This is a genomic window from Clostridium sp. YIM B02500, from assembly GCF_022324665.1.
Classification (GTDB): Bacteria; Bacillota; Clostridia; order Clostridiales; family Clostridiaceae; genus Clostridium; species Clostridium beijerinckii.
Genome location: NZ_JAKGTE010000007.1, coordinates 156,766 through 181,612 on the forward strand (window position 1 = coordinate 156,766; position 24,847 = coordinate 181,612).

General features: G+C 30.6%; 26 protein-coding genes. 2 read left to right on the top strand and 24 right to left on the bottom strand.

Annotated features, from left to right (window positions below; all coding sequences use genetic code 11):
• From atpD to L1S46_RS08230, 18 genes are all read right to left on the bottom strand, one after another.
• Nucleotides 1–1,392 carry a F0F1 ATP synthase subunit beta gene (atpD, locus tag L1S46_RS08145; protein WP_011967767.1) on the bottom strand — a complete coding sequence of 464 codons (1,392 nt, stop codon included), beginning with the start codon at nt 1,390–1,392 and terminating at the stop codon, nt 1–3.
• A gap of 14 nt (nt 1,393–1,406) precedes the next feature.
• Nucleotides 1,407–2,258, bottom strand: coding sequence for an ATP synthase F1 subunit gamma (gene atpG / locus L1S46_RS08150; protein ID WP_011967766.1), 852 nt, complete (start codon nt 2,256–2,258; stop codon nt 1,407–1,409).
• 41 nt (nt 2,259–2,299) lie between these two features.
• On the bottom strand, nt 2,300–3,814 hold the full coding sequence (gene atpA / locus L1S46_RS08155; protein WP_017209884.1) for a F0F1 ATP synthase subunit alpha: 1,515 nt from the start codon (nt 3,812–3,814) through the stop codon (nt 2,300–2,302).
• A 10-nt stretch (nt 3,815–3,824) separates the two neighbouring features.
• Nucleotides 3,825–4,364, bottom strand: a complete 540-nt coding sequence (locus L1S46_RS08160; protein WP_238899722.1) for a F0F1 ATP synthase subunit delta — start codon at nt 4,362–4,364, stop codon at nt 3,825–3,827.
• 2 nt (nt 4,365–4,366) lie between these two features.
• The gene (locus L1S46_RS08165; RefSeq protein WP_017209886.1) at nt 4,367–4,846 is read right to left on the bottom strand and encodes a F0F1 ATP synthase subunit B; all 480 of its coding nucleotides are present in this window, start codon (nt 4,844–4,846) and stop codon (nt 4,367–4,369) included.
• A gap of 52 nt (nt 4,847–4,898) precedes the next feature.
• On the bottom strand, nt 4,899–5,114 hold the full coding sequence (gene atpE / locus L1S46_RS08170; protein ID WP_017209887.1) for an ATP synthase F0 subunit C: 216 nt from the start codon (nt 5,112–5,114) through the stop codon (nt 4,899–4,901).
• 53 nt (nt 5,115–5,167) lie between these two features.
• Entirely contained in the window at nt 5,168–5,848 is a 681-nt protein-coding gene (locus tag L1S46_RS08175; protein WP_026015709.1) for a F0F1 ATP synthase subunit A, read from the bottom strand.
• A gap of 1 nt (nt 5,849) precedes the next feature.
• Nucleotides 5,850–6,215 carry a hypothetical protein gene (locus L1S46_RS08180; protein ID WP_238899723.1) on the bottom strand — a complete coding sequence of 122 codons (366 nt, stop codon included), beginning with the start codon at nt 6,213–6,215 and terminating at the stop codon, nt 5,850–5,852.
• Nucleotides 6,216–6,934: 719 nt separating this feature from the next.
• A complete protein-coding gene (locus L1S46_RS08185) occupies nt 6,935–8,116 on the bottom strand; it encodes an acetyl-CoA C-acetyltransferase (protein WP_238899724.1) in 1,182 nt (393 codons plus the stop codon).
• A 121-nt stretch (nt 8,117–8,237) separates the two neighbouring features.
• A complete protein-coding gene (wecB, locus tag L1S46_RS08190) occupies nt 8,238–9,386 on the bottom strand; it encodes a UDP-N-acetylglucosamine 2-epimerase (non-hydrolyzing) (RefSeq protein WP_275297341.1) in 1,149 nt (382 codons plus the stop codon).
• A 279-nt stretch (nt 9,387–9,665) separates the two neighbouring features.
• A complete protein-coding gene (locus tag L1S46_RS08195; RefSeq protein WP_011967758.1) occupies nt 9,666–10,160 on the bottom strand; it encodes a deaminase in 495 nt (164 codons plus the stop codon).
• An 81-nt stretch (nt 10,161–10,241) separates the two neighbouring features.
• On the bottom strand, nt 10,242–10,871 hold the full coding sequence (gene upp, locus L1S46_RS08200) for a uracil phosphoribosyltransferase (RefSeq protein ID WP_011967757.1): 630 nt from the start codon (nt 10,869–10,871) through the stop codon (nt 10,242–10,244).
• 189 nt (nt 10,872–11,060) lie between these two features.
• Nucleotides 11,061–11,510 carry a ribose 5-phosphate isomerase B gene (rpiB, locus tag L1S46_RS08205; RefSeq protein ID WP_078115791.1) on the bottom strand — a complete coding sequence of 150 codons (450 nt, stop codon included), beginning with the start codon at nt 11,508–11,510 and terminating at the stop codon, nt 11,061–11,063.
• A 50-nt stretch (nt 11,511–11,560) separates the two neighbouring features.
• On the bottom strand, nt 11,561–12,610 hold the full coding sequence (locus L1S46_RS08210) for an L-threonylcarbamoyladenylate synthase (RefSeq protein WP_238899726.1): 1,050 nt from the start codon (nt 12,608–12,610) through the stop codon (nt 11,561–11,563).
• A 54-nt stretch (nt 12,611–12,664) separates the two neighbouring features.
• Complete coding sequence (locus L1S46_RS08215) at nt 12,665–13,252, bottom strand: hypothetical protein (RefSeq protein ID WP_238899727.1); 588 nt, start codon at nt 13,250–13,252, stop codon at nt 12,665–12,667.
• Nucleotides 13,253–13,317: 65 nt separating this feature from the next.
• Nucleotides 13,318–14,400 carry a peptide chain release factor 1 gene (prfA, locus tag L1S46_RS08220; protein WP_011967753.1) on the bottom strand — a complete coding sequence of 361 codons (1,083 nt, stop codon included), beginning with the start codon at nt 14,398–14,400 and terminating at the stop codon, nt 13,318–13,320.
• Nucleotides 14,401–14,535: 135 nt separating this feature from the next.
• Nucleotides 14,536–16,296 carry a peptide chain release factor N(5)-glutamine methyltransferase gene (gene prmC, locus L1S46_RS08225; protein ID WP_011967752.1) on the bottom strand — a complete coding sequence of 587 codons (1,761 nt, stop codon included), beginning with the start codon at nt 16,294–16,296 and terminating at the stop codon, nt 14,536–14,538.
• A gap of 25 nt (nt 16,297–16,321) precedes the next feature.
• A complete protein-coding gene (locus L1S46_RS08230; RefSeq protein ID WP_011967751.1) occupies nt 16,322–16,906 on the bottom strand; it encodes a thymidine kinase in 585 nt (194 codons plus the stop codon).
• 189 nt (nt 16,907–17,095) lie between these two features.
• Between L1S46_RS08230 and rpmE the strand changes: the two genes are divergently transcribed.
• Nucleotides 17,096–17,305 (top strand): 50S ribosomal protein L31, encoded by a 210-nt coding sequence (gene rpmE / locus L1S46_RS08235; protein WP_011967750.1) that lies wholly within the window; start codon nt 17,096–17,098, stop codon nt 17,303–17,305.
• Between the two features lie 213 nt (nt 17,306–17,518).
• The gene (locus L1S46_RS08240; RefSeq protein ID WP_236895699.1) at nt 17,519–18,625 is read left to right on the top strand and encodes a glycosyltransferase; all 1,107 of its coding nucleotides are present in this window, start codon (nt 17,519–17,521) and stop codon (nt 18,623–18,625) included.
• A gap of 41 nt (nt 18,626–18,666) precedes the next feature.
• Here L1S46_RS08240 and rho read toward each other — a convergent pair whose 3' ends face one another.
• The 6 genes from rho to ispE form a co-directional block, all read right to left on the bottom strand.
• Nucleotides 18,667–20,109, bottom strand: coding sequence for a transcription termination factor Rho (gene rho / locus L1S46_RS08245; protein WP_017209897.1), 1,443 nt, complete (start codon nt 20,107–20,109; stop codon nt 18,667–18,669).
• Nucleotides 20,110–20,419: 310 nt separating this feature from the next.
• Entirely contained in the window at nt 20,420–22,030 is a 1,611-nt protein-coding gene (locus L1S46_RS08250) for a CTP synthase (protein ID WP_011967747.1), read from the bottom strand.
• 164 nt (nt 22,031–22,194) lie between these two features.
• The gene (locus tag L1S46_RS08255) at nt 22,195–22,503 is read right to left on the bottom strand and encodes a hypothetical protein (protein WP_023974841.1); all 309 of its coding nucleotides are present in this window, start codon (nt 22,501–22,503) and stop codon (nt 22,195–22,197) included.
• 105 nt (nt 22,504–22,608) lie between these two features.
• On the bottom strand, nt 22,609–23,025 hold the full coding sequence (locus tag L1S46_RS08260) for a DUF1934 domain-containing protein (RefSeq protein ID WP_011967745.1): 417 nt from the start codon (nt 23,023–23,025) through the stop codon (nt 22,609–22,611).
• 131 nt (nt 23,026–23,156) lie between these two features.
• Nucleotides 23,157–23,894 (bottom strand): stage II sporulation protein R, encoded by a 738-nt coding sequence (spoIIR, locus tag L1S46_RS08265; RefSeq protein WP_238899728.1) that lies wholly within the window; start codon nt 23,892–23,894, stop codon nt 23,157–23,159.
• Nucleotides 23,895–23,957: 63 nt separating this feature from the next.
• Nucleotides 23,958–24,800, bottom strand: a complete 843-nt coding sequence (ispE, locus tag L1S46_RS08270) for a 4-(cytidine 5'-diphospho)-2-C-methyl-D-erythritol kinase (protein WP_023974839.1) — start codon at nt 24,798–24,800, stop codon at nt 23,958–23,960.
• Nucleotides 24,801–24,847: the final 47 nt, after the last annotated feature.

The following is a 24,847-nucleotide window of genomic DNA, read 5'->3' on the forward strand; positions in this document are numbered from 1 at the left end:
TTATCCTAATTTTTTTGCTTTTTCTATAACATCATCTATAGTTCCTGCAAATAAGAAAGCTGATTCTGGCAATTCATCGTATTTACCTTCAAGAATTTCTTTAAATCCTCTTACTGTTTCTTTTACTGGAACATACTTACCTTTTAATCCTGTAAATTGTTCACCAACTGTAAATGGTTGAGATAAGAATCTTTGAATTCTTCTTGCTCTAGCCACGACAGCCTTATCTTCATCTCCTAATTCGTCAACACCTAAGATAGCGATGATATCTTGTAATTGCTTATATTTTTCAAGAACGTGTTTAACATCAGCTGCTACTTTATAGTGCTCTTCTCCAACAATTCTTGGATCAAGGATTCTTGAAGTTGATTCTAATGGATCAACAGCTGGATATATACCAAGTTCCGCAATACCTCTAGATAGAACTGTTGTTGCATCTAAATGTGCAAATGTTGTTGCTGGAGCTGGGTCTGTTAAGTCATCGGCTGGAACATATACAGCTTGAACTGACGTAATAGAACCATTAACTGTTGATGTAATTCTTTCCTGAAGTGCACCCATTTCAGTTGCAAGTGTTGGCTGATATCCAACCGCTGAAGGTGTTCTTCCAAGTAATGCTGAAACCTCTGAACCTGCTTGAGTATATCTGAATATGTTATCTATGAATAGTAACACATCTTGACCTTTATCTCTAAAATACTCTGCCATAGTAAGACCTGTTAATGCAACTCTCATTCTGGCACCCGGTGGCTCATTCATTTGTCCAAATACTAATGCTGTCTTATCAATAACTCCTGACTCTCTCATTTCATGATATAAGTCATTACCTTCTCTTGATCTTTCACCAACTCCAGTAAATACTGATAAACCACCATGTTGTTTAGCTATGTTGTTTATTAATTCTTGGATTAAAACTGTTTTACCAACTCCAGCTCCTCCAAATAGACCTATCTTACCACCTCTTTGATATGGTGCAAGTAAGTCTACTACCTTGATTCCTGTTTCAAACATTTCAGGCTCAACTGATTGATCTTTAAAGCTTGGTGCTGGTCTATGAATCGGATATTCTTGTTTTACTTCAATATCCCCGCACTTATCAATAGGCTTTCCTAAAACATTAAATAATCTTCCTAATACTTCTTCTCCTACTGGAACAGAAATAGGTGCTCCTGTGTCAACAGCATCCATTCCCCTCTTTAATCCTTCTGTAGCTGACATAGCTATTGTTCTAACTATATCATCTCCAACGTGTTGTTCAACTTCTGCTACTAATTCATAATCTCCCGCCTTAATAACAATGGCATTATATAAATCTGGGAGAGAATCTGAATCAAACTTTATATCTATTACCGGTCCAATTACTTGAACTACTTTTCCCATCTTTCCAGGCATAAGATACCTCCTTACTAATTTTGAGCTGCTGCTCCTCCAACAATTTCAGATATTTCTTGCGTAATCGCACCTTGCCTAATTCTATTAAATTTAAGCTTTAATTTGTCTAATAGATCATCTGCATTCTTTGTTGCTCCGTCCATAGCTGTCATTCTTGTACTTTGTTCACTACATTTCGAACTTAATAAAATGCTTCTGATTTTTCCTTTTAGATAAATATTAAGAGCATCTTCTAATACTATATCTAAATCCGGCTCAATAAGAAATGATCCTGTTGTGCCTTCAGATTTACTTATAGGCAAAATCTTAACTGACTTTGTTTCTTGTTTAACTGATGATATAAAGTCAGAGTATACAATATTAACCTCTGATACATCACCATTTAAATACATTTCAAGAGCTTTATCAAATATTTCTTTTGCTTCGCTTACTGTTGGCACATCTTCAATACCAACATATTCTCCTACTGGTTCTATCTTAATTCTCTTTAAATAACCAAGACCTTTGCTTCCAACTAAAACAATCTTTGCAGTATCCTTTTTATCTTTAATTTGACTTACTAATTGAGATACTACACTACTGTTAAACCCACCGCACAATCCTGAATCTGATGTTATTACTACATATAGTTTATTTTGACTATCATTCCCTTCAAAATAAACATTGCTTCCTTCTTCACCAGCTGTAGTTGCAAGATTTCTTACGACAGGTTCAGTTATATCAATAAACTTATTGTTTACTGCTAACTCATTTTTAGTTTTTCTTAACTTAGAAGTGGCAACAAGTCCCATTGCATTAGTGATTTTTCTTGTATTTTCAACTGATTTAATTCTCTTTTTAATTTCAAGAAGTCCAGCTGCGCCCATTATCTCCACCTCCTAAGAAGGGCATAGCTTAAGAATTTAAGCTATGCTTCTTGTAAAAATATCTTTTTAAACTCAACTATTGCTTCCTCTAACATAGATTTTATTTCATCAGTTAAAGTTTTTCCTGTAATAATTGATTTTTCAATTTCTCTATGATGAGTATCAACATACTCTAAGAATTCTTTTTCGAATCTCTTTATATCGCTAACTTTAATGTCCGATAAGAAATCATTAACAGCTGCATATAATATTATGATTTGCTTTCCAACTTCAAGTGGACTATATTGATCTTGTTTTAATACTTCAACTAATCTCTTACCTTTTTCAAGTCTTCTACTAGAATCGGCATCTAAGTCAGATCCAAATTGTGAAAAGGCTTCTAGCTCTCTATATTGTGCTAGTTCCAATCTTAAAGTACCACTTACCTGTTTCATAGCTTTAATTTGTGCACTACCACCAACTCTTGATACTGATATACCTGCATTTACTGCTGGTCTTTGTCCTGCATTAAATAAATCAGATTCTAAGAATATTTGACCATCAGTGATTGATATAACATTAGTTGGTATGTACGCAGTAACATCTCCGGCTTGAGTTTCTATAATTGGAAGTGCTGTAATTGATCCACCACCTAATTCTTTAGATAGCTTCGCAGCTCTTTCAAGTAATCTTGAATGTATATAGAAAACATCTCCTGGGTAAGCTTCTCTTCCTGGTGGTCTCTTAAGTAATAATGACATTGCTCTATATGCAGTTGCATGTTTTGAAAGATCATCATATATTATTAATACATCTTTACCTTGATGCATAAAATATTCTCCTATAGTACATCCAGAATATGGAGCCATATATTGAAGTGGAGCTGATTCTGAAGCTGTAGCACTTACAACTATACTATAATCCATAGCCCCCATTTCAGTTAATGTATTAAATATATGAGCAACTGTAGATTGCTTTTGACCGATAGCAACATATATACATATAACATCTTTACCCTTTTGGTTTAATATTGTATCTATAGCTATAGCTGTTTTACCTGTTTGTCTGTCTCCAATGATAAGTTCTCTTTGTCCTCTACCTATTGGAATCATTGAATCTATAGCTTTAATTCCAGTTTGTAATGGCTCATTAACAGAACTTCTATCAATTATACCTGCTGCTGGAATTTCGATTGGTCTAGTTTGGCTTGTGCTTATAGGACCCTTACCATCGATTGGTTCTCCTAATGCATTAACAACTCTTCCAACCATTGCTTCGCCTACAGGAACTTCAACAACTCTTCCTGTTCCTTTAACTGTATCGCCTTCTTTTATTCCTTTTTCTTCTCCTAAAAGAACACAACCAACATTATCCTGTTCAAGATTTAAAACCATCCCATATACATTGTTAGGAAATTCTAATAATTCCCCTTGCATACAATTATCTAATCCATAAACTCTTGAAACACCATCTCCAATTTGGATTATAGTACCAGAATCTACTGTTTTAATATCTTTTTCGTATTTCTCTATTTCCTTCTTTATAATAGAAGTTATTTCTTCTGGTTTAATATTCATGGATTCACCTCTATTCTTTCTTAAGCATTAATTCTTTCATTTCTTCTATCTTTGATTTTATAGTTCCATCAATAATATCATTTCCAACTTTAACATAAACTCCGCCTAGAAGACTTTTGTCTATTTTAGTATCAAATATAATATTTTTTTCGTACTTTTTCTCAAATATAGATTTTAATTTTTCTAATTCTTCATCTAAAAGTGGTACAACTGTTTTAACCATACCTCTTATAGTATTTCTTCTTTCTAGATCGATCTTTTCCATTTGATCTAGTATTTCTCTTAACTGAAGAATTCTATCCTTTTCAATCAATATCATCATGAAAGCAAGTAACTCTTCATCAATTTTTCCTTTAAACAAATCAGTAAATAACTGTTTCTTTTTTGCTGTGTTTATTTTAGGATGATTAATTACTTCATAAAACTCTTTATTTTCATCAAATATATCACATATATCTGTTAAGTCACGTAAATATTCATCCACTTTATTATTCTTTTCAGCAATTTCATACAGAGCTAACGCATATCTTTTCTCTAAATACTCCTGCATACTTACATACCTACCTTAGCAATAAAATCGCCAATAAGTTTTCTATGTGTTGCTTCATCTACTTGCTGCTCTAATGCTTTAACTGAAAGCTCTACCGCTAAATCTACTGCTTGCTTTTTAATCTCATATTCTGCTTTTTCTTTTTCTCTTTCAATTTCTAAGTTAGCTCTTTCTTTTATTGAATTTGCTTCAACTTTTGCATTTTGAACAATTTCCTCGTAAAGTTTATCACCTTTTGCTCTTTGAGCTTCAGTGATTTTCTTGCCTTCTTCTTTAGCTGATTGTAAAATTTGTTCATTTTTTACCAAATACATTCTAGCTTTTTCAGCATCTTCATCTGCTTTACTTATCGTTTGATTAACGAGATTTTGTCTTTCTTCAATTATTCCTTTGATTTTATCCCAAAAGAAATGTTTTAAAATCAAGATTATCAGACCAAAATTAATCCAATTGAATATAACCGTTGATACATTTACTTCCATCTTTACTTATATCCTCCCTTCGGAGTCAATGCAATTAACTCATACAAATTTATTATCTGTTCATTAACATAAATGCCATTACTAATCCATATATTGCTGTAGTTTCACAAAGTGCTGCACCTAATATGAAAAATGTCATTACTCTTCCTGATGCTTCTGGTTGTCTTCCTACTGCTTCAACTGCCTTACCAGCTGCAATTCCAATACCTACTCCTGCTCCAATACCAGATAATACAGCTATACCAGCTGCTAGAACTCCTAAACTCATTATGATTCCTCCTAAGATATTAATTAATTTTAATTTTTTAATAATTTTTAAACTTATTCTTCTGCTATTTGTTTAATATTAATCATAGTTAGCATTGTAAATACTATCATTTGAATTAATCCATCAAATAAATCGAAATATGCGTGTAATATTACCGGTATACCAAACTGTGCAAAAATTGATATTGAACTCAATCCACGATACACCAATTCTAATAATATTACTGCCGCAACCATGTTACCAAAAAGTCTTAGCGCCAAAGACATTGGCAAAATAATTCTTTCTATTATGTTTAATGGCAGCATAGGGATAAATGGATGTAACAATCCCTTTCCAAACCCAAGTATTCCATTCTTTCTAATAGCATTTAAATTCACTACTAAAAATGTGGTTATTGCGAAGGATGCTGTTATACTCAAATCACTTGTAGGTGGCTTAAATCCTAATAATCCAAATAGATTTAGTATTAGCAAATAGATCATTAATGTTCCTATATAAGGCAGAAATGATTCATATTCTTCACCCATAGTACCAACCATAAAGTCCCTTATTGTTTGATAGACTTTTTCCGAAGCCGCTTGGGTCTTGCCAGGTTTTAACTTCAAGTTTTTTGTTAATAGAAAAGCACCTATCCCTAAAATTGCGATAACAATCCATTCAATTATTATCCCTGCAGTAATATCTACTGTAACGCCAAAAATTTCAGGTGAAAATATAGGTATCACGGGCTCCACTCTAAACACTTCCTTTCCTATTTTCTTTAATACGAAAAACTATAAGCAGTACATAATGTGAAACAAAGCCTATCATATAATATATTACGTATTTCATATTTCCTAGAAACGGAAATACTGTAGCAATTATAAATGCCATCCTAATAAAATACGTAGGAATTATAATCCACGCTCTATCTTTATCCAAAAACTTTCCAACAATATAACCACTAGCTAGAAAATTTATTAAAGAAACACACATGCCTATCATATAGATTCCTGCATTTATAAAGGTGGAAATTAAGACTATTACTAAAGATATCAATAATCCGCTCCCCAAATCATATTTTACCGTTTGTAGAAGCAGTTTATTCACTTCTTTATTCATACATAACCCCCTTAACCTCAATATCAGTAATTATATCTTTATATTTATCTTTAATAAAACACTATTTGAAAGTAAAATCAGCTTATTTTTACTTTATAATGAATTTATACTGCATATACTCTTAAATGCTCAGCTAATATTGGTTATTTCTTTATTTTTCTCATTTAATGATTTTTTAAAACTTGTTCAATTCACTTTTCTGAATATTCTGTAACATTTATCTACAAAATATTATTTTTGTTAACATTTTCATTACAAATTTTGTCATCAATTTTCAAAAATTTGGTGAAATTTATACTATTTTTAAGTTTTATAAAGCTATACTTACTATTATGTATTTCATATTATTGAATATAGAAATTAATCCTTATTCAATATTTATTTTTTTTCAATCTACAATTACCAAATTTATATGTATTATTTTTTAGCAAATCCTCGCATTAACTATGTTATGAAGTATGTAAAACACCTTAATGAAATATATGATTAAAAATTCTTTCATTTTTTCCACCGGTTTATATATAGTAATTATTTTGATAATATTTTTACCCCTTGTATCAGATAATGAATATACATAATAATTTCATTTTCCACTGGCTCTATCTAATTTAATACATGCATTTCTATTTTCTTCTTTTAACTTTATTTTATACTCTTATTTAATAAAAAAAGGTTACCATGAGAATTATCATAGTAACCTTTTTAAATCTTAATTTATATTAAATTCTTTCAACGATAAGAGCTGTTCCCATTCCGCCACCTATACAAAGTGTAGCTAATCCTTTTTTAGCATCTCTCTTTTCCATTTCATGAAGAAGAGTTACTAATATTCTTGCACCTGATGCTCCAACTGGATGACCTAAAGCAATTGCTCCACCATTTACATTAACTTTTGACATATCGAATTTTAAATCTTTAGCAACTGCTAAGCTTTGAGCAGCAAAAGCTTCATTAGCTTCGATTAAATCTAAATCTTCTACTGTTAAGTTAGCTTTTTCTAAAGCTTTCTTAGTTGCATGGAATGGTCCATATCCCATGATAGCTGGATCTAATCCTTTTGAACCATAAGAAAGTATTTTAGCCATTGGCTTAAGTCCTAATTCTTCTGCTTTTTCTGCACTCATAACAACAAAAGCTGCTGCTCCATCATTAATACCTGATGCATTACCTGCTGTAACAGTACCATCTTTAATAAATGCTGGCTTTAATTTAGCTAAAGCTTCTGCTGTTGTTCCGAATCTTGGGAATTCATCTGTATCAAATACTTTTGGTTCTCCCTTTCTTTGTGGAATAACAACTGGAACTATTTCATCTTTAAATCTTCCAGATTTAATTGCTGCTTCAGCTTTTTGTTGAGATGCAGCTGAGAAAGCATCTTGCTCTTCTCTAGTTAATCCCCATTGTTTAGCAATATTTTCAGCTGTAACTCCCATATGGTAGTTGTTAAAAGCATCCCATAATGCGTCTTTTATCATTGTATCAACTAATTTACCATCGCCCATTCTTTGTCCCCATCTTGCTTTGTCCAATGCATATGGGGCAGCTGACATATTTTCCATACCTCCAGCAACAACAACATCAGCATCTCCTGCTTTAATCATTTGTGCTGCTAAACTAACTGCTCTAAGACCTGATCCACAAACCTTATTAATAGTCATAGCTGAAACTTCTTGTGGTAATCCAGCTTTTATTGTTGATTGTCTTGCGGTATTTTGACCAAGACCAGCTTGAATTACATTACCCATAATAACTTCTTCAATTAATTCAGGTTTTACTCCAGCTCTATTTACGGCTTCTTTAATTACTAAAGCTCCTAAATCTACTGCTGAGACATCTTTTAATGCTCCACCAAAACTACCTAATGCTGTTCTTACTGCACTTACAATAACTACCTCTCTCATGTTTGACCTCCTAAAATTTTATAGATTATTTTATTAACTTTCGTTAAATTATTAACATAACTAAATTATACCTTTTATTATTTCTTTTATCAAGCATAAATTGTTAAAATTTAAACAAACTTTATCTTTTAAATTCTTCTACTTCTCTTGTTGTCAAACCAAAATATTTTAATATAGCATCTGCTATTCTTCTAGATGCAATTCCATCTCCATAAGGATTTATAGATTTACTCATTTTACAATAAGCATCAGGGTTTCTAAGTAACTCGTTTGCCTCTGATACTATTTGATCTATATTAGTTCCAACCAACTTAACGGTGCCTGCCTCTACAGCTTCTGGTCTTTCAGTAACGTCTCTCAACACAAGTACAGGCTTTGCTAAATGTGGCGCTTCCTCTTGCAATCCCCCTGAATCTGTCATAACCATAAACGATTTATTCATCAAATTATGCGTTTCCTTAGTATCTAATGGTGACAGCAAGTGAATTCTTTCTTTTCCTCCAAGTCTCTCATAAACTACATCTTTAACTACAGGATTCAAATGAACTAAGTACACTAATTCTACGTCTTCATTCTGTTCAACTATTTTGTTTAATGCTATACATATATTTTGGATTCCTTCTCCCCAGTTTTCTCTTCTATGAGCAGTGATCATTATTACTTTCTTACTAAAATCAATATTATTTAACTCTTCGTTTTCAAAGATGTAATCATCTTCAACTGTATGTTTCATAGCATCGATTACAGTATTTCCTGTAACATATATATCATTCGCATTTATTCCTTCCCTTAGTAAGTTTTCCTTCGAACCTTTAGTTGGTGCAAAATGTAGATCAGCTAGACTTCCTGTAAGTTTTCTATTCATTTCCTCTGGAAAAGGAAAATACTTATTAAAAGTCCTTAGACCTGCTTCAACATGCCCAACTTTAATTTGCTGATAGAATGCAGCTAAAGAACCTGCAAATGTAGTTGTAGTATCTCCATGAACTAATATCATATCTGGCTTTTCTTCTTTAAAAACTTCCTCTAACCCTTCTAAAACTCTACTCGTAATTCCTGTTAAAGTCTGTTTTGTCTTCATTATATTTAAATCAAAATCAGGTTTTATATCAAATAATTCCAAAACTTGATCTAACATTTCTCTGTGTTGAGCTGTCACGCAAACTTTCGATTCAATCTCTTCTCTTCTTTCTAATTCCTTTACTAAAGGTGCCATTTTTATAGCCTCAGGTCTAGTTCCAAAAATCGTAATAATTTTCTTTGTACTCAAATTATTTCCTCCTATATTTAAGCAATTATAGATTTTTCTCATTCTATTTCTAAGTACTGTCTTTATGTATATTTAAAATCAAGTTAAACTTAATTCAGGCGTAGTTTAGTCTCCATCTGAATCTTAGTTGAAACTTATCCAGCGCCGTGCAGTCGTTATCTCCTCATTAAAGAAAAAAGCGTATTACGCATACTATCTATCTGGTAAAGTTTATACTTTAAAAATAAATCCAACTCGCAATGCTTGTTGGATTTATTCAAATATGCAAATTCTAAAAAATTAATACCCTGCGTCTTTTACTATTCTTAGAGAGTCATCGTCTTCTATCCATGAATCTACACTTATTTCTCTATACTCCTGCTTTGAATCCCTTATAATAACATTAGAAATTCCGGCATTAATTATCAATCTCTTACACATGGAGCAAGAGTTTGCATCCCTTACATATTCTCTTGTTTTTGCATCTCGTCCTACCAAATATAATGTAGCTCCAATCATATCTCTTCTAGAAGCGCTTATTATTGCATTAGCTTCACTATGTACACTCCTGCACAACTCATAATGAGTACCTCTTGGAACTTTCAACTTTTCTCTTATGCAACTATTCAAGTCCATGCAATTTTTTCTACCTCTAGGTGCTCCTGTGTATCCAGTAGAAATTATTTCATCATTTTTAACAATTATAGAACCATAGTTTCTCCTTAGACAAGTTCCTCTCTCTAAAACTGTTTCAGCAATATCCAAGTAATAATTTTTCTTATCTCGTCTCTCCATTTTCTATATTCCCCCCAGTAAAATTATCTTGGGTCATTCAGAAACTTATGTAGATAGCTTTTAATTCTAATAAATTACTAATTACTTAGTACCAAATAATCTATCTCCAGCATCACCAAGACCTGGAACAATATATCCATGTTCATTTAATTTTTCATCAATTGATGCTAAGTATATATCAACATCATCATGTGCTTTTTTAATAGCTTCTATACCTTCTGGTGCTCCAACCAAGCACATTAATTTTAAATTTTTTGCCCCTCTATTTTTTAACATAGTTAAAGCATCTATTGCAGATCCACCTGTAGCAAGCATTGGATCAACTACTATAATATCTCTTTCTGCAATATCTTGTGGCATTTTACAAAAATATTCAACTGGTTGAAGTGTTTTCTCATCTCTATATAATCCAATATGTCCAACCTTAGCTGCCGGTATTAAATTAAGTACTCCATCAACCATTCCAAGACCAGCTCTTAAAATAGGAACTACAGCCATTTTCTTTCCTGAAAGCATTTTACATTTAGTAACTGCTACTGGTGTTTTCACTTCTACTTCTTCCGTATTTAAATCTCGTGTGACTTCATACGCCATTAACATTGAGATTTCTTCTACTAATTTTCTAAAATCCTTTGAACCTGTTTTTTCATCTCTTAAGATTGCCAACTTATGTAATATTAGTGGATGATTTATTTCTATAACTTTGCTCATTATTATTCCTCCAAGTTTGCTTTTAGTATTTATAGCCCTTTATATTTATATACCCCATTTAGCTTTCTAATAATATAAATTAATATTGTTGCAGCATAGCTGCTTTTTTCTAATCTAAATGATCTTGGTTGCAACATAGCTGCTTTTTTCTAATTTAAATGATCTTGGTTGCAGCATAGCTGCTTTTTTCTAATGTGTATACTTTTTTTCAATATCTGAAATCTTATCTATTCTTTTTTGGTGCCTATCTCCTTCAAATTTAGCCGATATAAATGTTTTTACTATATCTAAAGCAAGACCTGCTCCAACAACTCTTTGCCCCATAGTTAATATATTAGCATTATTGTGTTCTCTTGTTGCATGGGCACTAAATGTATCTGAACATAGTGCTGCTCTAATCCCTGGTACCTTATTGGCCGCAATACCAATTCCTATTCCTGTACCACATATTAATATACCAAACTCATATTCCTTTGCAGCAACCGCTTCTGCTACTGGTAATGCAATATCCGGATAATCGCAAGAACCTGTTGAATATGTACCAAAATCCTTAACCTCATACTTTTCACTTTCCAAAAACTTTATGATTTCATTTTTAAGTTCAAATCCACCATGATCGCATCCAATTGCAATTTTCATAATTAAATCATCTCCTAATTTATTTTGTGATTTTTCAACATGTATAATTATTATACATTTATAATATCAAATCCAGCAGCTTTATTTAATCTATTCATAATAGCTACCCCTACACCTTTTTCTTCATATCCTTCTGCAAAAACCAAATCCGCTCCTAGGTCATCACACTTTCTCAATGCTTCAAATAAACTTCTAGCAACTGTTGATAAATCACTTAGACTACCTAATACTATACTAGTTCCTTCTGTATATTCATCAACATTTTCTTCAACAGTGAGGATACATATTTTTTTACCTTTTTCTATATTATAGTGTACCATTTCACGGATTTTTTCAATAGTTTTTTTTCTTTCCCCAGAAATTATTGTAACTTTAGCATTTGGTGCATAATGCTTATATTTCATTCCAGGAGCCTTTGGCTTTAAGTTTTCACTTGGTTTTTCCATTATAGCTTTATCTATTTCAATTCTTGGGTCAACTTCTCTAAGCATCTCTAATGTAATACCACCTGGTCGTAAGACTATAGGTGGTACTACTGTGCAATCCACTATAGTAGATTCAACACCTATGTCACTCTGATCTCCTCCAAGAATATAATCAACCTTCCCATCAAGATCCTCTATGCACCTCTGAAAATCTGTTGGACTCGGTCTCCCACTTATATTAGCAGAAGGCGCTGCTATAGCTGTCTGAGATAATTCAATGAGTTTTCTAGCTATTTCATTATCAGGCATTCTTATTCCGATAGAGTTTAAATTAGCACTTGTTACATTAGGTATTATATCTTTCTTACTCAAAATTATTGTGAGTGGTCCTGGCCAAAATCTATTTATAAGTTCATCAGCTACTTTTGGTATTTCTTTTGCATATAGATCAAGCTTCTTCGACGAAACATGAATTATGAGTGGATTATCTTGCGGTCTTCCTTTGGCCTTAAATATTTTTTCTACCGCTTCTTCATTAAGTGCATCTGCACCCAATCCATAAACTGTCTCCGTAGGAAAAACTACAGTACCGCCATTTTTTATACATTCAGCAGCTTCCCTGATTTTCTCTTCATCCTCACTAACATTTTTGATCATACTAATTTTAGTTTTCAAACATATTACCTTCTTCCCCTAATTCTAAACTTATTGTTTATAAAAAATTCCTGATTAAACTATAAGCTGGCCTCTTGATATTTTTATATTTTGTATACTTTCATCAGTGTAAATAGCTTTAACACAATTTCTATATATTGAATCTAATAATAAATACTTCTTTAGTCCACCTCTTTTTATTACTTGAAAATAATACTCTTTCTGAGAATTTAATTGTTTTATAGAATTATAATCTTCGATAATTTGTGGATACCTTCTTAAGAACCCATCATCAACAGGTCTCAATCCCTTATTTTTAAAAACAACATTTGTTATTAAAACTATTTCTAAATCATAGTCAGATTTATTTGTATGTACCAGTACAACTTTATCACATATAATTAAATATTCTTTAATGGAAATACCGACCTTGAAAATCAACCTATTATTTAAGCACCTATATTCAACAATATAGGCATTCATCTTAATTATAATAGCTATAACTATTAAAAATTCTATAAAAATCACATAACTAATATAAAAAATAGTAGTTAATCCGGTTACTATTAGAACTGTTGGAAGAAAAAACGCAATAATAACCATGGTAATTAAGAAAATTTTTAAATGTAATCGCTCTTTTTTTACAGCCTTATATATATCCATAATCAATCTCCAATGTACTTTTAAAGCCCTACATATATAAAATGCAAGGCTTTGCTTTATAGTTATTACATTTGTGTGTTTCCCATTAATTTCATCTTTTCAGCTTGGTCAGCTGTAATAAGTGCATTTATCATTTCATCAATATCTCCACCCAAAAATGTATCTAACTTATATAAAGTTAGTCCTATTCTGTGGTCTGTAATTCTTCCTTGAGGATAATTATATGTTCTAATTCTTTCACTTCTATCCCCAGTTCCAACTTGGCTCTTTCTGTCTTCTGCTATTCCTTGTGCTCTTTCTCTTTCTGCCTGTTCATATAATCTTGATTTTAAAACTTTCATAGCTTTTTCTTTATTTTTTAATTGTGACTTTTCATCTTGACATGAAACTACAAGCCCTGTAGGCAAGTGAGTAATTCTTACAGCCGAGTCTGTAGTATTAACGCACTGTCCTCCATTTCCTGAAGCTCTAAATACGTCTATTCTAACATCTTTATCTGCAACTTCTATTTCAACATCATCAACTTCTGGTAGCACTGCTACTGTAGCTGTTGACGTATGAATCCTTCCACTTGATTCAGTATCTGGTACTCTTTGAACTCTATGAACTCCACTTTCATATTTTAATTTAGAATAAGCTCCATTACCTTTTATCATAAAAACAACTTCTTTAAAACCACCAAGATCTGTTTCATTCAAACTCATGATTTCTACGCCCCATCGTTGAGTTTCAGCATATCTTGTATACATTCTAAATAAATTGTATGCAAATAGTGCAGCTTCTTCGCCACCTGCACCCCCTCTGATTTCAACAAATACGTTCTTATCATCATTAGGATCTTTTGGTAATAATAAAATTTGTATTTCTGTTTCTAGTTGTTCTTCTCTATTTGTGAGATCAGTTATTTCTTCATTTAACATTTCTCTCATCTCTTTATCGCTTTCACCGCTTAACATTTCTTTGTTAGCTTTTAAATCTTCAACTACTTTCTTATATTCCCTATAGCTATTAACTATAACTTCTAAGTCAGCATGTTCCTTACATAGTTTTCTCCATTCATTCTGATTCTGCATAATTGATGGATCACTTATTTTCACTGATAATTCATCATATTTGTTTTCTATAAATTCTAATTTATCTAATAACATTTGATCACTCCGTACTTCTTTTTTCACATTTCTACATTATATCATATTTTAATTACTTAACCAACTAACCTCATTTATAAATTATACATCCTATGACTTCTTAATTCGTTCTTATATCTAAAAGATCTGTTTCAATTAAATTTTAATTCCAACTACCACCCTATCAAGGCTAGCAAAATCTTTAACAATTTTCACATTAGTAAAACCGTTATTTTCCATTAATAGTTTCACCGCTTCTCCTTGATTATATCCTATTTCAAATGCTAATATCCCACTTTCTCTCAATGTATATTGGCTTTGGTCAATTATTTTTCTATAAAAATCTAATCCGTCATTTCCACCATTTAATGCAGTGTGCGGTTCATAATTCTTTACATCCTCCATTAATTTCCCAATTTCACATTCCTCAATATACGGAGGATTTGATACTATAATGTCATATATTTTATTATTTTTTATCGACTCTTCTAGCAAATCACTTTTTATAAAGAAAACTCTATCTTCTAACTTATTTTTCTCTATATTAATTAGTGATACTTTTTCCGGAATAGGATAATAGTCTATTAAATCAACTTTTATATTTTGCCTAAAATGTGCTAATGATATACCAACTGCACCAGATCCAGAACACAAATCGCATATTTGCATTTCTTGATTTTCTTCTATAATTTTAAGAACTTCATCTACAAGTATCTCTGTATCCCCTCTTGGTATTAAAACACCTTCTTCAACATAAAATTCGATACCCATAAATTCACATTTATTTAGAATATATTTTACTGGCATTTTATTTCTACGTTTTTCAATCAAATCAAAATATTTTTCAGCATCTTCCTTACTTACTTCATCTTCTTTATGTGTAATTAAGTAAACCCTATCTTTCTCAATAATATTTCCTAACAATAGCTCTGCATCTAACCTAGCAGTATCTATGCCATTTTCTTTTAATGTAAATGTACCTGTTTTTATCAGCTCTTCAATATTTTTATTTGGATCTTTTATTCCTTCTGCTGCTTTCAACGATGCAATAGCCACTTCAATTTGGGAATCATCTGGTTCTTTAGTTGTTAACAGTTGTAACTTAAGACCAGGATACGCTATTATTTGAGCTAGCATACTATCATTTTTACCAAGCCATTTTATTATCTCATAACTAATCCCTGTAACTACTGGTATAAGAATAATTCTAAGAGCTAACCTTTCTATGATTCCACCCCACCCAGTGAAAGAAAACACTATAATACTAACAAACATTACCAAAAACAAAAAGTTAGTACCACATCTTGGATGTAATCTTGATTGTTTTCTAACGTTCTCTACAGTTAATTCTTCCATAGCTTCATAACAGAATATAGTCTTATGTTCAGCTCCGTGGTATTGAAACACTCTATATATATCGTTAAGTTTGCTTATAGAAAACATATAAAGCAAGAGAATCACTATTCTTATAAGAGCTTCGACCAGGTTCAGCATTACATTTGAAATACCTGCACCTTTGAAAACTGATGCTATGCCTGTTGGCAATGCAACAAAAAGTCCTATGGCAAAAAGAAAAGAAATAAACATAGTTATTGCCATTAATACACTATTAGCCTTTTCTCCCAGTTTGTCATCTAACCATTTTTCAAATTTAGAAGGTTCTTCATTATCTTCTTCCAAAAATGATGCTGAGTAGTTTAATGATTCCATTCCAACCTTCATTGATTCTACTAGTACGAAAAAACCTCTAAGAAAAGGTATATTTAAAATCGGATATTTTTTTGTCACTGGTCTATTATCTTTAAAATCTATTTCTATATTACCTTTGGGAGTTCTAACAGCAGTCGCAAGATTTTTACTTCCTCTCATCATAACACCTTCTATGACAGCTTGCCCTCCAACATCACGTCTTTCCATTTATAAAAATCACTTACTCTCCTAATTAATTTTCTTTGTATTTATAGTAGCACTCTCCACACAATGACTCATATTCAACATTATCTTCATCATCAATTGCGATTTGTTCTCCCTCAAATACAAATTTATTATTTATTTTTCTTCCATTAAACACAGCTTTCCTACCGCATGCACAGATTGTTTTCATTTCTTCAATACTATGAGCCAACAATAACAATCTTGTACTACCTTCAAATCCATTTCTTTTAAAATCAGTTCTTAGACCATAACATATTATAGGTATATTAATCTTTACAGCAATTTCAAACAACTGATCTATTTGTGACTCTCTTAAAAATTGAACTTCGTCTACTAGTATACAGTCTATTTTATTATTTTCTTTTATATAATTACTGATTATTTGAAAGATATCATCCTGATCTGAAACTAATAAATCTACCCGCCTATTTACTCCTAACCTAGATACAAGTGTGTCTCCACCTTTATTATCAATTCTAGGTTTAATAATTACCACCTTCATACCACGTTCTTCATAATTATAAGCAACTTGCATTAAATGAGTTGATTTTCCAGAATTCATGGCCCCATATCTAAAATATAATTTACTCATCTGTAAAATACTCTCCTTATTTAAGGTATCATAATCGATTATATCATTTAATAGTGATCATAAAAAGACATTTTTATATTATTTACATGCATAGATTTATTATTGACGCTAAAATTGTACTATGATATAATATGGTGGTTGTTATTGAATAATTAACATAGTTTATATAATTGAAAGAGGTGAAAAATAATGAGAGAAGGCATACATCCAGAATACCACCACAATACAGTGGTTAAGTGTGCATGTGGAAACACTTTCACTACTGGTTCTGTTAAAGAAGAACTAAAAGTTGAAATATGCTCTAAATGCCACCCATTCTTCACTGGTAAACAAAAAATTGTTGACGTTGGTGGAAGAGTTGATAAATTCAACAAGAGATTCAACATTGGCAGCAAGTAATAACTTTATGAGGAAAGACGATGTCTTTCCTTTTTTATTCATATTTCTAATATATTAGAAATATATATTTTACTGCAATTGTTTGCAAACTTATACATACTTAAAATTTAAATAACTAAATTTTAATATATTAGCGTATATAATTTAATATTTAAATTATATACTATACATGGTAAACTATGTAATATAATAATGTTGAAATGAGTGACTTTCATGAAAAAAGTTTTAATCTTAACAACATCTACAGGACAGGGACATAATCAAGCTGCTGCTTCGGTAGAGGAATCATTTAATAATTCTGGTTATGAGATTACAAAGCTTGATTTTTTAGCCAAGAATAGCAAGCTTCTTAACGATATAATTGTAATTGGATATGAGTTTTCGGCATCGAAGTTTCCAAAAACTTATGGTTTCTTTTACAAACTAACTGACACAAATCTAACTAATAAACTATTAAAACTCATCTTCTTTATGGCAAGAAAGAAGGTTTCGAAACTTATAAACAAAATACAACCAGATGTCATCATAGCTACCCATTCAATTAATATTAGCGTGATTTCAGATCTAAAAAAGAATGGATTAGATATACCTTTTATTTTAGTAGTTACAGATTTTAAGGCTCATTATCTATATGTGGATTCTTACGTTGATGCTTATATAACCGGAAGTAACTATACAAAAAAATCTCTAGTAGATAGAGGCATTAATCCCAATAAAATTTATCCAATAGGCATACCTATAAGTAGTAAATTTTATACTGAAGTTACATCAGCAAACGATTTAAAAGATGATGAATATTTTAATTTATTGCTGATGGGAGGAAGTCTTGGGTTAACTACTATTTTTACAGTTCTTAAAGAATTGTTAAAAAATCCACACAAGTTAAGAATCACAGTAGTTTGTGGCAAAAATGATAACTTAAAAAATAGATTAATTAGTTATTGCAAGGAAAATAAATTTGAAAATAAAAAGCTTCATATATTAGGCTTCACAAAAGATATCTCTTATTTAATGGATTATTGTGATATCCTAATATCAAAACCTGGTGGATTAACTGTTACAGAATCTATAGTAAAGAACATTCCATTAATAATTCCATTTGCCATACCAGGTCAAGAAAATGAAAATATAGATTTTCTGACTAGCGAAGGTTATTCAATATATGTAAAAGACTTAAGCAAGCTAAATGATAAAATAAATCATTTAATAAATAACCCCAATGAGCTATCTAAAATTAAACTAAAGCTCAAAGAGTTATCATCAACTTATTCTTTAACTAAAATAGTCGATATAGCAGATGATTTAATTTCAAAAAAATAAAAGATGGCCACTAGAATAAAATGGTCATCTTTTTTTGTTATCTATTGAATTTTTTTCTGGAATACATCTATAAATTCTTTATTGTTGCCAGTTTTAGATAACATATTAATTAAATTCTCTGTAATATCATCTGAGTTTCCATCTCTATACATCTTTTTCCTTATGGAGAATGCTACTTCTAATTCTTCTTTAGATAAAATTAAATCTTCTTTTCTTGTTCCAGACTTATATATATCTATAGCTGGGAAAATTCTTCTCTCTTGTAGACGTCTATCTAAATGAACCTCCATATTACCTGTTCCTTTAAATTCTTCAAATATCATATCATCCATTCTCGACCCTGTTTCAATTAGTGCAGTAGCTAGTATTGTTAAACTTCCGCCCTCTTCAATTTTTCTTGCTGCTCCAAAAAACTTTTTAGGCATTATAAGCGCACCTGGATCAAGACCACCTGATAATGTTCTACCTGTAGGAGTTATTGTCAAATTGTATGCTCTTGATAATCTAGTTATACTATCCATAAGAATAACAACATCTTTTCCTTGCTCAACCATTCTCTTAGCCCTTTCTAATACCATTTGGGCTACCTTTGCATGGTTTTGCGGTTCCTCATCAAAAGTTGAATAAACTACATCTCCATTAATAGACCTCTTCATATCTGTAACTTCTTCTGGTCTTTCATCTATAAGCAAAACAATAAGCTTTACATCAGGATAATTTTTAGATATATTTTGAGCAATCTTTTTTAATAGCGTAGTTTTCCCTGCCTTTGGTGGAGCAACTATAATTCCTCTTTGTCCTTTTCCTATTGGGCATATTATATCCATGAGTCTCGATGATAAATCATTACTATCAGAGGTTTCTAATTTTAATCTTTCTTTTGGATATATTGGTGTTAATGTTTCAAATGATTTTCTTCCTATAGCTTTTTCCGGATGCTCTCCATTAACTTTTTGAACAAATAATAAAGCTTTAAACTTCTCAGTCTCCTTTGCTTCTCTTACTTTACCTTCAACTTCATCTCCTGTTCTTAAATTGAATCTTCTAATCTGAGATGGAGATACATAAACATCTTCGCTACTAGTTAAATAGTTTTTACATCTTAGGAAACCAAAACTATTATTTTCAAGTATTTCTAAAATCCCATTTGCAACGTTGGATTCATTTATCATTTCTTTTAAATTTTCTTTCTTTTCCACATTCCCAATTTCATTTGTTCTAGATTTTACTTCTGAATCATTGCTTTCTTTATTCGACTCAGTATTATTACTTCTAGGCATAACACTTCTAGTCTCTTCTACATTCTTAGGCGCTATATTTTCTCTTAATATAACACCATTCTTTTCTATAAAGTTACTAGGAACTTTCAATATTTCTTCTATTAACTCATTCTTTTTATATTTAGATATATTTTTCACACCTAAATCTTTAGCAATATCTTTTAACTTTGTTAAAGTCATGCTTTCATATTCTTTTTTTGTCAAGTTCGCACCTCCAATTTATAGATATGAATCTATAAAATCAATTCTTTTATAATTTTAGTTATATTTTATATTGGAAAATTTAACAGTAAGATAGTTAGAAATGATATATATTTGAGAATATTTTAGAATAATACTTGTAAAAATACATTTTCTATTAGTTTAGATATTTATTTCAAATTTAATGCAATATATTAAATTTTATTTTATATAATTCACGATCAATAATTTAAACTACTAAAGTTATTAAAATAAGTTTAATATATAATAAATTATAATACTTATTATATATTAAACTCAATAATAAAACAAATTACTTTGATTTATTTTCTTCTAGTGCTGCTTTAATAAATCCTACAAACAACTTATGTGGTTTGTTAGGTCTTGATTTTAACTCTGGGTGGAATTGTACTGCAACATACCATGGATGATCTTCAACTTCAACAATCTCAACTAATCTTTCATCAGGACTCGTTCCTGCAATTTTCATTCCAGCTTCAGTTATTTGTTTTCTGAATTCATTATTAAATTCATATCTATGTCTATGTCTTTCATTGATAATTTCATTTTTATATACTTCATAAGAGTTAGTATTTTCAGCTAATCTACAAGGATATAATCCTAATCTCATTGTACCACCAAGATTTTCTATATCCTTTTGATCTGGCATAAGATCTATTACTGGATAATTTGTACCTGGGTTTATTTCCGAACTATTCGCATCTTCATACCCTAATACACTTCTTGCATATTCAATTACGGCACATTGCATTCCCAAGCAAATTCCTAGGAAAGGTTTCTTATTTTCTCTCGCCCATTTTATAGCTGCTATTTTACCTTCTATTCCTCTATCACCAAATCCACCTGGCACTAATATTCCATCAACATCTTTAAGTAATTCTTGAGCATTACTGTTTTCAATATTTTCGGCATTAATCCACTTAATTTCAACATTAGTATTATTAGCATATCCACCATGACTTAATGCTTCAACCACTGATATGTATGCATCGTGTAACTCAACGTATTTACCCACTAATGCTATCTTCACGTTGTTTTTAAGGTTCTTAATCTTTTGTACCATTTGAATCCATTCGGAATTATCAATATCTTTACATCCTAAATGTAATTTTTCACATACAAGATTATCTAAACCTTCTGAATGTAGCATTAATGGAACTTCATATAAATTTTCCGCATCAAGATTTTGAATTACTGATCTTCCGTCTATATTACAGAACAATCCAATTTTAGCCTTAACATCATCTGATAATTCTTTCTCAGTTCTGCATACTATTATATCTGGTTGGATACCTATCATTCTTAATTCTTTTACTGAATGTTGAGTAGGCTTTGTCTTTAATTCTCCTGCTTTTCCCAAGTATGGTACCAAAGTAACATGTATGTAACAAACATTTTCAGCTCCAACTTCACTTTTTATTTGTCTAATAGATTCTAAAAATGGTTGTGATTCTATATCTCCAACAGTCCCACCAATTTCAGTTATTACCACATCAACATCTCTATCTTTTGCTACTTGGTATACTTTATCTTTTATAGCATTAGTTATATGAGGAATTACCTGAACTGTACCTCCAAGGTATTCTCCCCTTCTTTCTTTTTCTATAACAGAACTATATATCTTACCAGTTGTAACATTTGAATTTTGAGTTAAACTTTCATCTATAAATCTTTCATAATGGCCTAAATCTAAATCTGTCTCAGCTCCATCATCTGTAACAAAAACCTCTCCATGCTGATAAGGGCTCATTGTTCCCGGATCCACATTAAGATATGGATCAAATTTTTGAATAGAAATTTTTACCCCTCTATTCTTCAATAATCTCCCAAGAGACGCTGCTGTTATTCCTTTTCCTAGTGCTGATACAACTCCGCCTGTAACAAAAACGTATTTAGTACTCATTTTTATCCTCCCTATGTTAAAATGTTCTTCTAAATTAATATTGACTTTTTCAAAAAGTCATGCTATAATGAAAATCACCCCATAATATAATATGGGGCACTTGTGTTGCTTAATAACATAGGTATTATAATATCACATATCTACTCCAATATCTAGTCTTTTTTTTATAATAAATTGGTCATGCTATTCTTTCCTATATTATCTTCTAATTCAAAGTACTTCTCTCTAAAAAGTCTATTTATTAATAACTTTTCTTCTGCTAGTTTCAAATTGTTACTTATACTCTTAGAAGTTTTTAGATTAAAAACTTCCTTAACTCTCTCAGTATCTAAACAGTGATTATATTTTAATAATAATAATAATATATATTTATTATCTCTATTTTTTAGCAATTCTATAAAATTTTCTTCATCAATTCCGTAATATTTGCATATGTTATTCAATATCTCTATATATTTCAATCCATTTTGCATATATATTCCTCCCTTTGAAATTATATCCCATTTTTTTCTAATTTAATCAACTTATTCCTAAATCTCTTTATACAAAGGGAGTATTTAAATAAATATAGAACCTACTTAATTTAATTTCACACCGATAGTTAAGTTTGTCTTCAATGCAGGCTGTCCACCTATTTCTAGTATGTACATTGCGGTTATTGTTCCGCCCTCTTTACTAATATCAATATTAAGTTTTTTAGTATCTATTTGAAGATCCATAACACCGTACGGCGTTTTATATAGAGATATTGTTCTATGATTATTTCTAAATTCCATTTTAGTTTCTGTAGTGCCTTCTCTTATTAAATCAAAAGAATCATTTCTTATTATTATAGTAGTCTTTGTCCCTTCCATCCCTGAAAGCTTTGTTTCCTCATACTCTACCTTAAATCCATCTTCTATTTCATGGAAATCTCCTGGAGTTACTACCCCTACAAGATCCTCTTCATTATCCAATACATAACTATCTACCGTTATAATAGCTTTTTTCTTCATATTCTCCTCCACTTATAATATATTATATTTGAATATTATTTTTGACTTTCAGAAATAAGCTTTAGCTTTATTAAATTCATTTGACAACTATATAAATTTCGTGAATAAAACTTCCAAATATCCTATTAATATTATTTAAATATATCTCGAAATATTTCCACTATTTTAAACTTTATCTTTATATTATTTTCATCTGCCTGCTTATCCCCTACATTTTCAGTTGAATCGTCTTTAGATTCTAATTCAAAACTTTTTCCATTTGACTTTATTTTATTCTCTGTTTTATCATATTCCACTTGTGCCTTTGATTCGTCTACAAAACATAATGGAGGAAACATTACACACCACCAGTTTCTACCTTGTCCACTTCCTATAATTATTCTAAAGGCCTCATAATTTCCTTGAGGTAAAGTGATATTACCATAAGACTTATCAGGAAAATTTTCCCTAGACAATTCAACTTTTACATCATAATCATAATTATTATCCTTAATTACTTGTTGTGCAAGTGTTTTAACATCTTCCATCTTATCTTTTATAATTTTTCTTGATTCATCTAATGATTGTGAAGAATTTAAATAAGGATATAGATAATCTATAACTCTATTCTTAACTTTTAACTTCAATTGTTGATCATCATCATTATCACTATTAGCGATTACATGAAATCTTATTAATGAATCTTTAACCTCGTCGTAATTGAGAACCCTCATATTATTATCATTTTTATTACTTTCTGTTGCAATTAAACTATTTACCAAACTTGTACTATTACCTCTAACAATGCTTGTACATCCAGAAAATATATTTATACTTAATGTTATTAAAACTACCAATACTATTTTTTTTAATTTCAAATATTTTATCATGAACAAACCCCCTTGTAGCTAAAATTATTACCACTTGGAGGTTTTTTATACATTCAATTTGAATTAAATTGTTCTTGTTATAAATACATCTTTATATTTTTTTTTCATTTCATCATAGCATAACTGTGCTTTTAGCATATCATCAAAAAGAGCAAAAACAGTTGGTCCACTACCACTCATCATTGTACCTATAGAGCCAATAGATTTCATTTCTTCCTTAATGTTAGCAATAACTCTATGCTTCCTTAAAGTAACATTTTCTAATAAATTTTTCATATTATTTGCTACAAAATAAACATCATCATTATTCATATTTTCTATTAAACTATCTATTTTAGGATGAAATACAACTTTTGATAAATCAAAGCATTTATAAACTTCTTTTGTTGATACACCAAAAGGTGGCTTTACTAAAACTATTATTTTATCTTTAAATGATTTTAATTGGGTAATTTTTTCTCCTATACCTTCGCACAGTGCTGTTCCACCTTTTATGCAATATGGTACATCAGCTCCTAGTTTTAGCCCTATAGATTTCAATTCTTCATCACTTGCATTTACATTAAACATCTTATTCATAAGCTTTAAAACTCCTGCTGCATCGGTACTTCCGCCTGCCAATCCAGCTGAAACAGGTATATTCTTAGTTAACTTTATATCTACTCCCTGACTAATAGAATAAGTTTCCTTAAATATTTTCGCTGCTTTATAAGCTAAATTTCTTTCATCTGTAGGAACATAATGTTTATTACAATTTAACCTTATCTCAGATTCAGTTTTCTCTATTTCTATTATGTCATATAAATCTATAGTTTGCATTATCATTCTTAATATATGATATCCGTCTTCTCTTTTCCCAACAATATCTAAGGCAATATTTATTTTGGCATAAGCCTTAATCTTCATTATCTTATTCCTTTCTTAACATTTTGACAATATTTTATCATAGGTAA

Bases quoted from the DNA above. Each gene is read 5' to 3' on its own strand.
- L1S46_RS08180 (WP_238899723.1), bottom strand. From the start codon at position 6,215: ATGAATAAAGAAGTGAATAAACTGCTTCTACAAACGGTAAAATATGAT.
- atpD (WP_011967767.1), bottom strand. From the start codon at position 1,392: ATGCCTGGAAAGATGGGAAAAGTAGTTCAAGTAATTGGACCGGTAATA.
- L1S46_RS08255 (WP_023974841.1), bottom strand. From the start codon at position 22,503: ATGCAAAATGGATTGAAATATATAGAGATATTGAATAACATATGCAAA.
- spoIIR (WP_238899728.1), bottom strand. From the start codon at position 23,894: ATGATAAAATATTTGAAATTAAAAAAAATAGTATTGGTAGTTTTAATA.
- upp (WP_011967757.1), bottom strand. From the start codon at position 10,871: ATGAGCAAAGTTATAGAAATAAATCATCCACTAATATTACATAAGTTG.
- atpA (WP_017209884.1), bottom strand. From the start codon at position 3,814: ATGAATATTAAACCAGAAGAAATAACTTCTATTATAAAGAAGGAAATA.
- L1S46_RS08195 (WP_011967758.1), bottom strand. From the start codon at position 10,160: ATGGAGAGACGAGATAAGAAAAATTATTACTTGGATATTGCTGAAACA.
- L1S46_RS08160 (WP_238899722.1), bottom strand. From the start codon at position 4,364: ATGCAGGAGTATTTAGAGAAAAGATATGCGTTAGCTCTGTATGAAATT.
- atpE (WP_017209887.1), bottom strand. From the start codon at position 5,114: ATGAGTTTAGGAGTTCTAGCAGCTGGTATAGCTGTATTATCTGGTATT.
- L1S46_RS08250 (WP_011967747.1), bottom strand. From the start codon at position 22,030: ATGAGTACTAAATACGTTTTTGTTACAGGCGGAGTTGTATCAGCACTA.
- L1S46_RS08215 (WP_238899727.1), bottom strand. From the start codon at position 13,252: ATGGATATATATAAGGCTGTAAAAAAAGAGCGATTACATTTAAAAATT.
- rpiB (WP_078115791.1), bottom strand. From the start codon at position 11,510: ATGAAAATTGCAATTGGATGCGATCATGGTGGATTTGAACTTAAAAAT.
- atpG (WP_011967766.1), bottom strand. From the start codon at position 2,258: ATGGGCGCAGCTGGACTTCTTGAAATTAAAAAGAGAATTAAATCAGTT.
- L1S46_RS08185 (WP_238899724.1), bottom strand. From the start codon at position 8,116: ATGAGAGAGGTAGTTATTGTAAGTGCAGTAAGAACAGCATTAGGTAGT.
- rpmE (WP_011967750.1), top strand. From the start codon at position 17,096: ATGAGAGAAGGCATACATCCAGAATACCACCACAATACAGTGGTTAAG.
- L1S46_RS08230 (WP_011967751.1), bottom strand. From the start codon at position 16,906: ATGAGTAAATTATATTTTAGATATGGGGCCATGAATTCTGGAAAATCA.
- ispE (WP_023974839.1), bottom strand. From the start codon at position 24,800: ATGAAGATTAAGGCTTATGCCAAAATAAATATTGCCTTAGATATTGTT.
- L1S46_RS08165 (WP_017209886.1), bottom strand. From the start codon at position 4,846: ATGGAAGTAAATGTATCAACGGTTATATTCAATTGGATTAATTTTGGT.
- prmC (WP_011967752.1), bottom strand. From the start codon at position 16,296: ATGGAAAGACGTGATGTTGGAGGGCAAGCTGTCATAGAAGGTGTTATG.
- L1S46_RS08260 (WP_011967745.1), bottom strand. From the start codon at position 23,025: ATGAAGAAAAAAGCTATTATAACGGTAGATAGTTATGTATTGGATAAT.
- L1S46_RS08240 (WP_236895699.1), top strand. From the start codon at position 17,519: ATGAAAAAAGTTTTAATCTTAACAACATCTACAGGACAGGGACATAAT.
- prfA (WP_011967753.1), bottom strand. From the start codon at position 14,400: ATGTTATTAGATAAATTAGAATTTATAGAAAACAAATATGATGAATTA.